13 protein-coding genes are annotated in these 15494 nt (G+C 53.3%); 6 read left to right on the plus strand and 7 right to left on the minus strand.

Going from position 1 to position 15494, the window contains the following annotated elements; genetic code table 11:
- Positions 1-272: 272 nt before the first annotated feature.
- Together cbl and J8X26_RS09160 are read right to left on the minus strand one after the other, a co-directional pair.
- Complete coding sequence (gene cbl / locus J8X26_RS09155) at positions 273-1226, minus strand: HTH-type transcriptional regulator Cbl (protein WP_195815102.1); 954 nt, start codon at positions 1224-1226, stop codon at positions 273-275.
- Between the two features lie 185 nt (positions 1227-1411).
- A complete protein-coding gene (locus J8X26_RS09160; RefSeq protein ID WP_152326263.1) occupies positions 1412-2356 on the minus strand; it encodes a 2-hydroxyacid dehydrogenase in 945 nt (314 codons plus the stop codon).
- Between the two features lie 215 nt (positions 2357-2571).
- On the opposite strand from J8X26_RS09160, the gene glgX reads away from it, so the two are divergent.
- Entirely contained in the window at positions 2572-4854 is a 2283-nt protein-coding gene (glgX, locus tag J8X26_RS09165; RefSeq protein ID WP_152326264.1) for a glycogen debranching protein GlgX, read from the plus strand.
- Positions 4855-4869: 15 nt separating this feature from the next.
- Here the strand turns inward: glgX and J8X26_RS09170 are convergent, their stop codons facing one another.
- Complete coding sequence (locus tag J8X26_RS09170; RefSeq protein ID WP_165057590.1) at positions 4870-5484, minus strand: FMN-dependent NADH-azoreductase; 615 nt, start codon at positions 5482-5484, stop codon at positions 4870-4872.
- Between the two features lie 122 nt (positions 5485-5606).
- Between J8X26_RS09170 and J8X26_RS09175 the strand changes: the two genes are divergently transcribed.
- Positions 5607-6509: a LysR substrate-binding domain-containing protein gene (locus J8X26_RS09175; RefSeq protein ID WP_208950725.1), complete on the plus strand. Its 903-nt coding sequence runs from the start codon at positions 5607-5609 to the stop codon at positions 6507-6509.
- Positions 6510-6514: 5 nt separating this feature from the next.
- Here the strand turns inward: J8X26_RS09175 and apbE are convergent, their stop codons facing one another.
- On the minus strand, positions 6515-7564 hold the full coding sequence (gene apbE, locus J8X26_RS09180) for an FAD:protein FMN transferase ApbE (RefSeq protein ID WP_208950726.1): 1050 nt from the start codon (positions 7562-7564) through the stop codon (positions 6515-6517).
- Between the two features lie 106 nt (positions 7565-7670).
- Entirely contained in the window at positions 7671-8237 is a 567-nt protein-coding gene (gene smrA, locus J8X26_RS09185) for a DNA endonuclease SmrA (protein ID WP_152326268.1), read from the minus strand.
- Positions 8238-8450: 213 nt separating this feature from the next.
- Between smrA and J8X26_RS09190 the strand changes: the two genes are divergently transcribed.
- Both J8X26_RS09190 and J8X26_RS09195 read left to right on the plus strand, forming a co-directional pair.
- On the plus strand, positions 8451-9266 hold the full coding sequence (locus J8X26_RS09190) for a mannosyl-3-phosphoglycerate phosphatase-related protein (protein ID WP_208950727.1): 816 nt from the start codon (positions 8451-8453) through the stop codon (positions 9264-9266).
- Between the two features lie 119 nt (positions 9267-9385).
- Positions 9386-10606 carry a glycosyl transferase gene (locus tag J8X26_RS09195; protein ID WP_152326270.1) on the plus strand — a complete coding sequence of 407 codons (1221 nt, stop codon included), beginning with the start codon at positions 9386-9388 and terminating at the stop codon, positions 10604-10606.
- Positions 10607-10694: 88 nt separating this feature from the next.
- On the opposite strand, the gene J8X26_RS09200 is transcribed toward J8X26_RS09195, so the two are convergent.
- Complete coding sequence (locus J8X26_RS09200) at positions 10695-11720, minus strand: TerC/Alx family metal homeostasis membrane protein (protein WP_152326271.1); 1026 nt, start codon at positions 11718-11720, stop codon at positions 10695-10697.
- 436 nt (positions 11721-12156) lie between these two features.
- On the opposite strand from J8X26_RS09200, the gene J8X26_RS09205 reads away from it, so the two are divergent.
- Both J8X26_RS09205 and uspE read left to right on the plus strand, forming a co-directional pair.
- The gene (locus tag J8X26_RS09205) at positions 12157-12912 is read left to right on the plus strand and encodes an FNR family transcription factor (protein WP_013575564.1); all 756 of its coding nucleotides are present in this window, start codon (positions 12157-12159) and stop codon (positions 12910-12912) included.
- A gap of 155 nt (positions 12913-13067) precedes the next feature.
- Entirely contained in the window at positions 13068-14027 is a 960-nt protein-coding gene (gene uspE / locus J8X26_RS09210) for a universal stress protein UspE (RefSeq protein WP_152326272.1), read from the plus strand.
- Between the two features lie 73 nt (positions 14028-14100).
- Here uspE and pntB read toward each other — a convergent pair whose 3' ends face one another.
- On the minus strand, positions 14101-15492 hold the full coding sequence (pntB, locus tag J8X26_RS09215) for a Re/Si-specific NAD(P)(+) transhydrogenase subunit beta (protein WP_152326273.1): 1392 nt from the start codon (positions 15490-15492) through the stop codon (positions 14101-14103).
- Between the last annotated feature and the right edge of the window lie 2 nt (positions 15493-15494).

A 15494-nucleotide genomic window follows, 5' to 3' on the forward strand; every position in this document is an offset into this window, starting at 1 on the left:
GAAAGCTTGCTGAATGAGAGGTTGCAGACCTGAGGCTGCAATCCCGAAATGAAGGCACCGCGCAGCGGCAAGATTTCCAGCCTGTCTCTGCGGTACCTGACATAGCCAGCGAGCGATAGCGCGCAGTTAAAGAGCGCGGGTGTCCAGAGGGCGCGCGCGTTAACGCGCCCTTTGGGCCAGTTTGGGCGGCGAGCCCAAGGTCTTGAAGTTGAGAGTTGAGAGTTGAGAGTTGAGAGTTGAATTATCAGGCGCCCGTATGACGCCTCATACCATCAAATCTGATAGTCAATCACCGGCTCATCCCCTGCCGCAAACACCTTCTCCTTGATCTCATTCACCGATAACCCCGGATTACACAATTCGATAAACCGCCAGACGTAGTTTCTCTGCAACTGCGCCTTTTTAAGCCCCAGCCAGACGGTGTTGCCTTCGAACAAATGTTCGGCGTTAATCAGCTGAAGGCCCGTATCACGCGCGGCTTCAAAGGCTTTATCCGCCAGGATCCCCACGCCTAATCCCAGTTCGACGTAGGTTTTAATCACGTCAGAATCCTGCGCGCTGAGTACGATATCCGCGCTCAGCGCCGCGCGGCTGAAGGCTTCATCCAGGCGGGAACGCCCGGTGATACCCTGCCGGTAGGTGATCAGCGGTTGTTCGCTGAGATGCTGCAACGTGACCGGATGCTGCAACGTCAGCGGATGGCCCTGCGGAACCACAATCGCATGATGCCAGCGGTAATACGGGAACGCCGCCACCGCCGGGTCGTTCATCAGTTTTTCGCTGGCGATGGCCACGTCCGCCTGCCCGCTCAGCAACATCGCCAGCACTTCCTGCGGCGAGCCCTGATGAAGTTCCAGCCGTACGCCCGGATAAATCGCGCGGAAGGCTTTGATCACTTTGGGCAGACTGTAACGCGCCTGCGTGTGCGTGGTGGCGATGGTCAGTACGCCGGCGTCTTCTTTTGAAAACACATCAGCCAGACGGCGGATATTCTGCGCTTCGTTGAGAATGCGCTCGGCCACGGCCAGCAGTTCTTTGCCCGGTTCTGTCAGCCCCAGCAGACGCTTGCCCCGACGGATGAAAATCTCAACGCCCAGTTCATCTTCCAGCTCGCGAATATGACGACTGACACCTGACTGAGAAGTGAACAACATGTTCGAGACTTCGGTCAGGTTGTAATTGCATCGCGCGGATTCACGTATAATTTTGAGTTGTTGAAAATTCACCGCTGTCTGCCTCTGTTCTGTCTGAAAACCCTATTGTTACGATCTGTAGCTATGCCAGACAAATAAGAAAAAGCGGTTACTTATGCTTTTTACGACTATAGCCTGTTCACCGGATTTTCAGCGCCCATAAAAAAAACGCCGGCAGGCGGCGTTTTCTCTCATTATCGGGTCAATAAACCGGGGGATTATTCAGGCACCGGCGTCACGACCGGCTGACCTGAAAAAAAGGCATCCAGATTTGACTGCACCAGCGTCATCATATTTTCGACAGATTCCGGCGACCGTCCGGCCACATGCGGCGTCAGCACCAGATTATCCAGCGTCAGCATTTCTGCCGGGACTTTCGGTTCTCCGTCAACCACATCCAGCGCGGCACCGGCGATTTCACGGCGTTGCAGACTGGCAATCAGCGCGTCACTGTCCACCACACTGCCCCGCGAAATGTTAATCAGATAACCGTTTTCCCCCAGTGCTTGCAGCACCTGCGCATTCACCAGTCGCGTGGTATGGGCACCGCCGGGCGTGGCGACAACCAGATAATCCGCCCAGGCGGCCAGTTCTGTGACGCCTGGGAAATACTGATACGGGCTGTTTTCCTGCGCACGGCGGTTGTGATATCCCACGTCCATATCAAAGCCACCGGCGGCGCGGCGGGCAATCAGCGCACCGATGTTGCCCAGACCAATAATCCCCAGCCGTTTACCGGCCATTCCGTCTACGTTCCAGCGCGTTTTTTTCCATTCTCCGGCGCGCACCGCAGCATCGAACTGCGGGATCCGCCGCGTGATTGCCAGCATCAGCGCCAGCGTATGATCCGCAACCGAAGAACTGTTGGTGCCCGGCCCGTGTGTGACCAGAATGCCGCGCTGTTTTGCCGCCGCCACGTCGATATGTTCAAAGCCGACGCCCTGCGCACAGATGATTTCCAGCGCGGGCAATGCCGCGATTTCCGCCGCGCTCACACCAATGGTGCCGATGGTTAAAATGGCGCGGAGGGTTCGTGCGATGTCCGGATCAATATTGGCGCGCTGTTCCGGCGTGGTGGCGAAATGCAGGGAATATCCGGCAGCTTCAAACCGTTCAGGGTAACCCGCATCAAGTTCGATGTGGCTCAGCAAAGCGATGGTCATAAAGGAAATCCTCGGGGATGAATTCTTATAATCACTAGCAGGCTAGCTTTTCATTTTCACTATTGACGAAGCCTCTCAGCTTGTACAGCTTTTCGCGGTTTTCAGGTCAATTTTGCCAGTCCGGTCTACACTCCTTGGTATTGCCTGTGCATGCGCAGACAGGCCTCTTTCGGTAATTTATTGTCAGATTTCCCTGAAACGGAGTGACGTCGAGTATGACAAAGGCCCGATCTGGTAAGACAAGTAAACCCACAGCTACGGCGGACGAAGTCCGCACCGTCCCTTCTCATGCACAGGTTGATATCGCCGTTGACGCTTTGGGTGTCCGCATTATTCATCCTTACAGCGACGGCGAAATTGTCCGCAGCTTCGATTCCGGACACACCACCCGCGTGCGCGAAGGATTGCCCGTCCCGCTCGGCGCAACCTGGGACGGTCTGGGCGTAAACTTTGCGCTGTTTTCTGCCAACGCCACAAAAGTTGAGCTGTGCCTGTTTAATGAAGCCGGTGAGCAGTATGACGTGATTGAACTGCCTGAATACACCGACGAGGTCTGGCATGGCTATCTGCCGGACGCCCGCCCCGGCCTGCTTTATGCTTACCGCGTTCACGGCCCTTATGCGCCGCATGACGGCCACCGGTTTAATCCGGCCAAATTACTGCTCGACCCTTATGCCAAGCAAATTGTCGGCGAACTGAAATGGGACGACGCGCTGTTTGCCTATGACATGCAAAGCGCGAAGAAAGACCTGCACATTGATAACCGCGACAGCGCGGAATTTCTGCCTAAATGCCGGGTCATCGATCCGGCATTTTCCTGGGCGCGTTCGCGCAAACGCCATATTCCGTGGGAAAAAACGCTGATTTATGAAACTCACGTACGCGGTTACACCATGCGTCATCCGGCAGTGCCGGAGCATCTGCGCGGCACATTCTCCGGAATGAGTACGCCGCACATCGTGGAATATCTCCGTTCGCTCGGCGTGACGTCGGTTGAGCTGATGCCAATTCATGCGTTCACCGATGACCGGCATTTGCAGGATAAAGGGCTGCATAATTTCTGGGGTTACAACACGCTGAGTTTCTTCGCGCCGCACCCGCAATATATGGCGACGCACACCGTTAATGAATTCAAGCAGATGATTGCCACCCTGCACGCGGCAAATATTGAGGTCATTCTCGACGTGGTTTACAACCACACGGCGGAAGGCAATGAACTTGGCCCGACGCTCTCGTTCAAAGGCATTGATAACGCCAGCTATTACCGCCTGATGCCGGACAATAAGCGTTATTACATCAATGACACGGGGACCGGCAATACGCTCAATCTCAGCCATCCGCGTGTGCTGCAAATGGTGACGGATTCACTGCGTTACTGGGCGACCGAAATGCAGGTCGACGGTTTCCGCTTTGACCTCGCGACCATTCTCGGGCGCGAAAGCTATGGTTTCGACGAAGGCTGTGGTTTCCTCGATACTTGCCGTCAGGATCCGGTGCTCAGCCAGTGCAAACTGATTGCAGAACCCTGGGACTGCGGCCCCGGCGGCTATCAGGTCGGTGGCTTCCCGCCGGGCTGGATGGAGTGGAATGACCGGTTCCGCGACACGGTGCGTAAATTCTGGCGCGGCGACGAAGGCCAGCTCGCGCAGTTTGCCACCCGCCTTTCCGGCTCGGCAGATTTGTTTAATCACCGGGGACGCAAACCTTATGCGTCGGTGAACTTTATTACCGCGCACGACGGCTTCACGCTTAACGACTGGGTGTCTTACGCGAACAAGCACAACGAAGCCAACGGCGAGAACGGCAAAGACGGCAGCGATAACAACATTTCAGCAAACTACGGCGTGGAAGGCCCGGCGGAGGATCCGGCGATTAATGAACTGCGGCTGCGGCAGATGCGCAATATGCTAGCGACGCTGCTGTTTTCGCAAGGTACGCCAATGCTGCTGGCCGGTGATGAATTCGCGCGATCGCAAAACGGCAACAACAATGCCTATTGTCAGGACACCGATATCGCGTGGGTAAACTGGAATATTGAGGAAAAAGGCCAGTCATTACTGCTCTTCACTTACCGGCTGATTGCCCTGCGCAAGCGTTTTCCGATCCTGCACCGTGGCCGCTTTCTGACCGGCGCGGTGCATGAAAAACTCGGTGTGAAAGACGTCAGCTGGTTCCAGCCGCAAGGGCCGGAAATGACCGATGCCGCGTGGAAAGATCCGCACGCAAAATGCATCGCAATGCTGCTTGATGGCCGCGCACAGCCGACCGGTTTGCTGCGTCAGGGTTCATTAAGCACGGTGTTGCTGCTGTTTAACGCCTCGCATAAAGATGTCGTATTCACGCTCCCGTCCGTGGCGCACGGCGAAGGCTGGCGTCATATTCTTGATACTTTCCAGCCCGATGATGTGAACGAGCATAACTTTGAGTTTGGCCGCGAATACATCTGTACGTCACGAACCGTCGTATTGTTTGAACTGGTAAGCACCGCCAAGCACTAAACCCGGCGCGCTGCTTCAGGCATTCAAAATCTGAAGCAGCGTTTCGCGCCCTTGCGCCAGCCCTTTCTCGCGTCCGATCGCCTGACGGCTCACGCCTTCCGCACGAATAATGTGGCAATCCGCCACGCCCATCAGTTCCAGAATAGAGGCCAGATACGGCTCCTGGAAATCATGCAACTTGCCTTCCTCCGTACTGTAAACGCCGCCACGGGTTGAGGCGATAAACGCCGTTTTACCGGGGATCAGCCCGATGACACCTTGTGGCGTATAGCGGAACGTTTTCCCTTTCTGACAGACCTGGTCGATCCACGCCTTCAGGTTGCTGGGGACCGCGTGGTTATACATCGGCGCGCCAATCACCAGCACGTCGCAGGCCGTCAGCTCTTCGATGGACTGATAAATCCCGTCCAGCTCCGCCTGAAGTTGCGGTGTAATCACTTCGTCCTGCGCGTTGTGCAGCAGGCTCATGGCGGCGGCAGAAAGATGAGGCGGCGGCGTGACGCCCAGATCGCGGTAGGTAACTTCTGCGCCGGGATTACGTGCGCAAAGTTCGGCGACGATCATTGCAGACAGCTCGCGGGAGACAGAACCCGTGATAAACGGGCTGGAATCGAGGTGTAAAATTTTCATCGGGTTATCCTGTTTCAATAAGTTTGTTTGCATAAACACAGGGTAATCGTTGTTGTAATAATGAAAAATACCTAATATCGCAACACATCGTCCCATTAATGCAACGACGGAAGCCTTCACCGATGCCGGAAGATCTCAATGACATGGCGCTGTTTGCCGCCGTAGTGAAACATCAGGGTTTTACCGCCGCAGGCCGCGCGCTGGGCGTGTCGAAATCCCTGCTCAGCCGCCGGATTGACGCGCTGGAAACCCGCCTCGGCGTACGTTTGCTGCAACGCACGTCTCGCCATTTCTCAGTCACCAGCGTGGGTGAATGCTACGCGGTTGAATGCCAGAAATTAGTGCAACAGGCGCAGGCAGCGCGGCAGGTCATCGACGATTTGCAGCAAAATCCGCGCGGACTGCTGCGTGTGTGCACACCGGTGATGATGGCGGAAATGGTGGTCGCGCCGCTGATGGCGGAGTTCCTGACCCGTTTTCCCGATATACAACTGGAGCTTCTGGCCATTAACCGGTCGGTGGATTTGCTGGAGGAGAATTTCGACGTCACCGTGCATTCGCACAGCGAGCCGCTCGATGATTCCGGTTTGTACCGTAAAGCGCTCGGCCTGCTTCGTTACGTGCTGGTTGCCAGCCCGGCGTTTATCGCGGCGCTGCCGTCCGTGCCCTCAGCGGATCAACTGAGTTATCTGCCAACGTTGGTGCGCAAAACGCCGTGGGCGGCGGGCCATTGGGAGCTGTCGCATCCGCAAGACGGCGCCCGCAAAGTAGAATTAACACCGAAGATGATCAGCAATAATCTGCTGGTGCTGCGTCAGGCCGCAGTGGACGGATTGGGCGTTGCGTTGCTGCCGGAAATGGCGTGCAAAGAGGATTTAGCGTCGGGAAGGCTGCACTATTTTCTGCCGGACTGGCAGACACCGCCGTCTGAGATTTCGGCGCTGTATGCCAGCCACAAAGGTCAGTCTCCGGCGTTACGCGTGTTTCTCGATTTCCTGGCGGAGAAACTGCACGGAACCCTGTGAAACGGTTACTCCGGATCTTTCAGGTAGGCTTTGAACTGCGGCGACATGTAGGTTTTGAACGTGTCGCCCTCTTTGGTGATGAGATACACCGCCAGATGTTCTTTCTCCGCCAGCGCCAGCGCTTTATGGGTGCCCAGCACCATCAGGCCGGTGTCCCAACCATCCGCTTCCAGCGCAGTCGGCGCAATTACGGTCGCAGAAACCAGCTTATGGGTGATCGGCGAACCGGTCGCCGGGTCAATAATGTGCGACAACCGTTTGCCGTTCAGCTCATAGTAATTACGGTAGCTGCCGGAGGTGCTGATCCCCATGCCCTGTAAATCGACAATCGCCTGCACCGCCGTCTCTTTGTCCGTCGGTTTCTGAATCGCCACCTGCCAAGGATTCCCCTTCGGATTGTGTCCGCGTGAAACCACTGCACCGCCCACCGACACCAGATAATTGCTGATACCGTTACCTTCAATCAGGCGCGCCAGATGATCGGTCGCGTAACCTTCGCCAACGGTCGAGAGATCGACATACATCCCCTGCAAATCCTTTTGCAGATATTGCCCGTCGCTCTGCTGGATCACTTTCAGATGTTGTAAACCCGTGCGCTGACGGGCATCCGCAATCTGTTCCGGCGTCGGCATTTTCACCGGCTGTTTATCCGGGCCGAATCCCCACAGATTCACCAGCGGTCCGACAGTAATGTCCATTGCACCGCCGGTCAGCTGACCAATGCGCATTGACGTCACCACGGCATCCGCCATCCCCGCGCTTACCGGTTGTGGCACGTTGCCCTGATACTGATTAAAACGCGATAAAACCGAGTCTTCTTTGTAGGTCGACAGTTCGTGATCATCTTCTTTGAGCTGCGCTTCGATTTGTTCACGCAGCGGGGCTTCCCGGTTTTTATCCACTCCCGCCAGGCTGACACGATAAAACGTGCCCATGATTTTTCCTTCAATCACCAGCGCATCTTTAGCATCAGATGCGCCACCATCGCAGGCAGACAGCAGACTCACCGCACACAGCAACAGTGTGCTACCTACATAAACCGGTTTTGAAAACATGAAAATGGCTCAGTTGAGTGCCCGTCGCCGGGCAGAAAAAGTATCAGGACATTAAAGGGTCGCGCTTAAACCACGACGCAACAAAGTTTCTGTCAAAGGTTTCGGGTCAGCGGCTGCGTTTGGCGTGGCGCTCCCAGTTTTCCTGTTTGGCCTGCGCTGTTTTCTTCAGCGCAACGTAACAGGCGCCCGCACCGCCGTCTTTCTGGATTGCCACGCTGAAAGCCTGCACGTCATCAAGCTGTTTAAGCCATTTTGCGACGTAGCTGCGCACGATATTGGCGTGGCTTTGGTCATTCCGGCCACGGCCATGAATGATTAACAGGGTGCGTAGATTCTCCGCCTGCGCCTGACAGAAGAAAGCAAAAAGCTCCTGACGGCACTGTTCGACCGGTTTACGCAGCAAGTTCAGGCTGGCCTCCAGCGGATATTTCCCCTGCCGGAGTTTGTCGAGCACGCCCTGCTGTACGCCGTCGTGTTTGTATTCCAGGGGTTCGTCGCACGGCAGAATATTCAGAAAACCGGTGGTCAGCGGATTGTCACGCTTTTCGGCGGCATCTCCGGTTTCCGGTTTGTTCCCTGTGGCTGAGTTCCTGAGGTAGACCACCCGTTTATCCGACGCCAGAGGCTGCACTCCCGCCATTTCCTGACTGAATAAATCATCATCATCGCTCATTGCTTACCTCTTTTTCAGCGGTGGGACCGGAGTAAATTATCCCTGCAAAAGCCCTGCGGGTAAAGCCGGGTCCCGGCTGATGAACACCGGTAAAGAATTCTGAAATGGCCGGATAACCGGTAAAAGTCATTTTTGAATCTATACTTAGCTGCTGGGGCAGAAAACCATTCCGACCAATGCGCTTCTGTAACCCCGTCAAATTGAGGAGAAAAGATGCCGTACCTTGATGATCCCTTGATTATTTTCACAGACCTGGATGGATCACTGCTCGACCATCACGATTACAGCTGGAAACCCGCGCAGCCGTGGCTGGATAAACTGGCTGCCGCGAATGTCCCGTTAATTCTGACCACCAGTAAAACCTCCGCCGAAGTCGCGGCATTACAGACCGCCCTGCACTTAACGCATCAGCCTTTTATTGCAGAAAACGGGGCGATTATCCACCTGCCGCCCGGCTGGCAAACGCAGGAACAGGAACCGGTTCACGTCATGGGTGCCCGTTACAGCGATATCCGTCAGGCGCTGGTCGATTTGCGCCAGCGCTATGATTTTGAGTTTCGCGGCTTTGGTGACGTCACGCCAAAACAGGTCGCAGTCTGGACGGGCTTATCTGAAGCACAGGCTGAACTGGCGATGCAGCGCGAAGCGTCCGAACCGCTGGTGTGGTTTGGTAACGATCTGGATTTTGCACATCTGAAAAAGTGCCTGTCCCGTGAAGGTCTGGCGCTCACGCGCGGCGGCCGCTTCTGGCATGTCATGGGCACCGACGCCGGAAAAGGTCAGGCGGTGCAATGGCTGTCGCAACTGTACCGGCAACAGCGCGGCGTGCCGGTCGCCAGTATCGGGCTGGGCGATGGACCGAACGATTTATCGATGCTGGAGACCGTGGATTACGCCGTAGTGATTAAAGGCTATCACGAGCATCAGATGCCGGTGAATGACGGGAACGGCTCACAGGTATTTCGTACCACGGAGTTTGGCCCGCACGGCTGGAGCCAGGGGCTGAATCATTTTATTACCCTTCCTTAAAGGAAGGCGTTAAAGGGAAAATTGTTTATTCAATGCCGGGTTTTGCATTGTTTATTGCTCTTTGTTTTACCGATAAGACTTCCAATAATTTTATCTATTCTAAAATTGGAGAATACCGTATGAGCGATTTTTATCAGGATGGTGTAATCACTAATTTTCATAACCTGACTAACCGTAAAGTTGAAGAACTGGAATACGATTTGCAGGTGTTTTCAGGCCGCCGTTCAATGGGATTAATATTACCTTCATTGTTTTCAGAACTTGAAGGGCCGGCGCTGACCCATATTGTTGATGAGTTGACAAAAGTCCCCTATCTGGAAGAAATCGTAATAGGATTAGATCGTGCAGATCGCGATCAGTTTTTATTTGCCCGCGAGTTTTTCTCCCGCCTGCCGCAGCGTCATCGTATTTTGTGGAATGACGGCCCGCGTCTGAAGGCGCTGGATGAAGAGCTGAAAAAAGAAAATCTGTCACCAAATGAACCGGGCAAAGGCCGCAACGTGTGGTTCTGCGCCGGGTATACCCTGGCATCGCGCCGCACATCGGTGGTCGGGCTGCACGATTGTGACATTGTCACCTATAGCCGCGACATGCTGGCGCGGCTGATGTATCCGGTGGCAAACCCGAATTTCCATTACGATTTCTGCAAAGGCTATTACGCCCGTGTGGCGGACGGAAAATTTAACGGCCGCGTCGGGCGTCTGCTCGTGTTCCCGCTGCTTAAATCGCTGCAAATTGTTTATGGTCATTCGGATTTTCTGGAATATCTGCGTACCTTCCGCTATCCGCTTTCCGGTGAATTCGCCATGCGTACGCACGTTCTGAATGATTTGCGCATTCCCAGTGACTGGGGTCTGGAAATCGGCGTATTGTCCGAACTGCACCGCAATACCGCGACGCGCCGTATCTGTCAGGTGGATATCGCTGATAATTACGACCACAAGCATCAGCCAATGTCAGAAGACGACGCCACCAACGGTTTGCAGCGCATGAGTATTGATATCACCAAAGCGCTGTACCGTAAGATGGCGATTCTCGGCGTGAATATCACCAGCGAGTCATTCCGCATTCTCAAAGCCACGTATTACCGCAATGCGCTGGATATGATTGACAGTTTTGAGAATGACGCGCGGATGAATGGCTTGTCGTTTGACCGCCACAGTGAAGAATCCGCAGTAGAACTTTTCTCCGGCGCGATCATGGAAGCCGGTCAGGCGTTTGTGGATACGCCGAGTGAAAAACCGTTTATCCCGAGCTGGAGCCGTGTGCAGTCGGCGTTCCCGGACATGCTGGATCGCATTCATGAAGCGGTGGAAAAAGATAACGAAGGCGACGTGTAACGCTCTGAGGATCCTGAAAACAGAAAAGAAAAACGCTGCGATAGCAGCGTTTTTTTATGGGACTGACCAGCAAATTACGGATTAGAAACTAGGCAGATTCTTTTTTGCCAGGGAAAAGTAAGCTGGCCACAATACCCAGCGCCAGCACGCCCAGAACCACGTAAAGACTGGTTAACGCCTCGATTTCTATCCCGTGATGCCACAGATGATTACTAGAGTTCAGCGCCAGTTTTGCTGCAACAAAAAACAGCAGGAAGATCACAGATTTTTCCAGATGCACCAGATATTTACGCAGCGCTTCAAGCACGAAATACATCGTACGTAAGCCCAGCACGGCGAACATCATGGCGGAATAAACAATCAGCGGTTCGCGGCTGACGGCAATGACCGCAGGCACGCTGTCAAAAGCAAACATCAGGTCGGAGATTTCCACAACGGCAATACACAGCAACAGCGGCGTCGCGTAGCGTACGCCCTTCTTCACGGTAAAGCTGAAGCCCTGATTTTCCGGTTTCGCCAGTTCAGCTTCGACCTGCTCGCTGCTGACCAGAAAATGCGGCCCCACCAGTTTCGGGAACACCGGGAAAAAGCGGCGCACCAGACGGTTAGCGATGTGATCCGAGTAATCATCATTCTCTTCATCATCGTTGCCAGCACGCATCATCAGAATCGCCGTCCACAAAATGACAACGGCAAACACCATTTCAACCCACGGCCCCAGCGCCAGGAGGCTGGTGCCGATCACCACGAAAATCCCGCGGAAAACGATGGCACCGATAACGCCCCAGTAAAGAATGCGATGACGATAACCATCGGGCACTTTAAACCAGGCAAAAATCGCCATAATCACGAACAGGTTGTCCACGGATAACACCTGCTCCAGCGCGTAACCGGTCAGGAACAGGCTGGCGACTTCTTTGCCATGATGGATATACAAAAAACCGGCAAAGCTGAGAGAAACGGCAATCCAGAAGAGTGTCCAGATTGAAGCGCTTTTCAGGCCAATCGGTTTGTGGCTGCGATGCGCGAAGATATCAATCAGCAGCGCGGCGACGGCCACGACAACAAAAACCACGGTCGTTTCGAATGGGAATCCCAGAGAATCAGACTGCATTACACCTTTCCTAAAATTAAACGAAAGCTAAACGAATCTGCGCATTGTATGCGGTTGCGAAGCGAATGGGTATCAAAGTCGTTGGCAGGTGGCATTTTGTGCCATATTCTCGCGCGTTGAATTAAGGGGAGAAATTGATTCCCTACGCCCGCGAATAATTCACCGTCAGAGAATATCCTTAGGTTGCTATAAATTGATTCAGACGGCTAATTCATTAAAATAGAATTATAATTTTCACAGATAATTGATGCCTTTTTAAATCTCATTGATTCTCAATTCGACTTAATTCCCAGTTCAGATCAAACTATTCCAAAAAAAAACCTGTTTAAAATCGGGGTTTTTTAACATTTCGCTCTTTTCGCTCCATTCAGCTACTTATCACTCGCTGCAAAAGATGTTAAAATTGACCCATATCAATATTGCCAGAGTGACTATCATGATCCCAGAAAAACGTATTATTCGACGTATCCAATCTGGTGGCTGTGCAATCCATTGTCAGGACTGTAGCATCAGCCAGCTTTGTATTCCTTTCACCCTGAACGAGCATGAACTCGATCAGCTGGATAACATCATCGAAAGGAAAAAGCCGATCCAAAAAGGTCAGGCATTGTTTAAAGCCGGTGATGAATTGAAATCCCTTTACGCCATTCGTTCCGGGACCATTAAAAGCTATACCATCACTGAGCAAGGTGACGAACAGATTACCGGTTTCCATCTGGCAGGCGATTTAGTCGGTTTTGATGCCATTGGTGGTTTGCAGCACCCAAGTTTCGCACAAGCTTTGGAAACGTCCATGGTTTGTGAAATCCCGTTTGAGACGCTCGATGACCTCTCCGGGAAAATGCCAAATCTGCGCCAGCAAATGATGCGCCTGATGAGCGGTGAGATCAAAGGCGACCAGGACATGATCCTCCTGTTGTCGAAGAAAAATGCTGAAGAAAGACTGGCGGCGTTTATCTACAACCTCTCCCGCCGTTTCGCACAACGTGGCTTCTCTCAGCGCGAATTCCGCCTGACCATGACCCGTGGTGACATCGGTAACTATCTCGGCCTGACCGTCGAAACCATCAGCCGTCTGCTGGGCCGTTTCCAGAAATCAGAAATGCTGAGTGTTAAAGGCAAATACATTACGATTGAGAATCACGAAATGCTTTCTCAGTTAGCCGGACAGTCTGCCCCCGTTTCTGCCTGACCGTTTTGATTTTCTTCTAATCGATAGGCGTCGGATCATTCAAGGAATAATTTGTTGATCCGACTCAATTTCTCCTCTGTCCGATTGCTTAATCTTGGTTTACTCTGTACTTAATACACTGACCGCCGTTCTCTTACAGGTGTTAAGGAGTCCCCATGGCTAAGTATCAGAATTTACTGGTTGCTATAGACCCCAATCAGGATGACCAACCCGCACTGCGTCGTGCCGTTTATCTTGTGCAACGTAACGGTGGCCGCATTAAAGCCTTCCTGTCCATTTATGACTTTTCATACGAAATGACGACCATGCTTTCGCCTGATGAACGAACCAGCATGCGCCAGAGCGTGATCAGTGAAAGAGAAGAATGGATCAAAGAGCAATGCCACTATTATGTCGATGCTGGCATTCCGATTGATGTCAAAGTCGTCTGGCACAACAAACCTTTTGAAGCGATTATTCAGGAAGTGATTTCCGGAAATCATGATTTGCTTCTGAAAATGGCTCATCAGCATGACCGTCTGGAATCCGTTATTTTCACCCCAACGGACTGGAATTTGCTGCGCAAATGCCCTTGCCCGGTCTGGATGGTGAAAGACCAGCCGTGGCCGGAAGGCGGTAAAGCGGTGGTTGCCGTTAACCTTTCCAGCGAAGAGCCTTATCACGACCCGCTCAACATCAAGCTGGTGAAAGAGACTATCGAACTCGCCAGCCATGTGAATCAGACCGAAGTCCATCTGGTCGGCGCATATCCGGTCACACCCATTAACATCGCTATCGAACTTCCAGATTTTGATCCAAGCGTTTACAACGACGCGATACGCGGTCAGCATCTGATTGCGATGAAAGCTTTACGCCAGAAATTCCAGCTCGATGAAAAATTCACGCACGTGGAAAAAGGTCTGCCGGAAGAAGTCATTCCTGACCTTGCGGAGCATCTGCAAGCGGGTGTTGTTGTGTTGGGGTCTATCGGGCGTACCGGTTTATCTGCGGCGTTTCTGGGCAATACGACAGAACAGGTGATCGACCATCTGAAATGTGATTTGCTTGCCATCAAACCCGATGATTTCGAGTGCCCTATTACGTCGGACGATGACGAAGAAGATGAAGACGAATAACGTCTGAACAAGAGATAAAACAAAGGCCAGTCAACAGACTGGCCTTTTTCATTACTGAATTACCGATGGAAAATTACAGCGCGCGCAGGATTTTCTCTACGCTTTCTTTCGCATCACCAAACAGCATTTGCGTATTTTCTTTAAAGAACAGCGGGTTCTGTACGCCGGCATAACCGGTGTTCATCGAACGTTTGAAAACGATAACGTTCTGCGCTTTCCATACTTCAAGCACCGGCATGCCGGCGATCGGGCTGCGCGGATCTTCCTGCGCGGCCGGGTTCACAGTGTCATTCGCACCGATCACCAGTACCACGTCGGTGTCGCTAAAGTCGTCGTTGATCTCGTCCATTTCCAGCACGATGTCATACGGGACTTTTGCTTCTGCCAGCAGCACGTTCATATGGCCCGGCAAACGCCCGGCAACCGGGTGAATACCAAAACGTACTTTGATACCTTTCGCACGCAGTTTCGCCGTGATGTCGTGAACAGGGTATTGCGCCTGTGCCACCGCCATGCCGTAGCCCGGGGTGATGATCACTGAGCTGGCGTTTTTCAGCATGTCGGCCACTTCCTCGGCTGACGCTTCATGGTATTCACCCATTTCTTCCGCATCACCGGTCGAAGAACCGTCAGTACCAAAACCCCCGGCAATCACGCTGATGAACGAACGGTTCATCGCTTTACACATGATGTAGGACAGAATCGCACCGGAGGAACCCACCAGCGCACCGGTGACGATCAGCAGGTCATTGCTCAGCATGAAACCTGCAGCCGCCGCGGCCCAACCGGAATAAGAGTTCAGCATGGAAACCACCACCGGCATATCCGCACCGCCAATGGAGGAAACCAGATGCCAGCCGAACGCCAGCGCAATCACGGTCATGATCAACAGCGCAAGCACCTGCAGGCCGACGCTATCGGTACGGACAAACGTCACCATCAGCAGGAAAGAAACAACCAGCGCCGCCAGATTCAGCTTGTGACGATGTGGCAGTGCGAGCGGTTTGGAAGAGAAAATCCCGCGCAGTTTGCCAAACGCCACAATCGAACCGGTGAAGGTAACCGCACCGATGAAGATGCCGAGGAATACTTCGGTCAGATGGATGTTTTCCATCACGCCTTCCATCGGTACAGCGCCGTGGTCCAGATAGCTGTTAAAGCCCACCAGAACCGCCGCCAGCCCCACGAAGCTGTGCAGGATAGCCACCAGTTCAGGCATTTCGGTCATTTCGACTTTACGCGCCAGATAAACACCGATTGCACCGCCGATCACCATCGCGACGATGATCCAGCCCACGTTACCGGAGTCAGGCCCCAGAATGGTCGCGATTAATGCAATGGCCATCCCCGTGACGCCGAAAATGTTACCCTGCTTAGACGTTTCATGTTTTGACAGCCCTGCAAGGCTGCAAATAAACAGAATAGCGGCAACAATATATGCTGCTGTAACTAAACCCCCAGACATAT

This window comes from Rahnella sp. ChDrAdgB13 (assembly GCF_017655185.1).
Taxonomy (GTDB): Bacteria; Pseudomonadota; Gammaproteobacteria; order Enterobacterales; family Enterobacteriaceae; genus Rahnella; species Rahnella contaminans.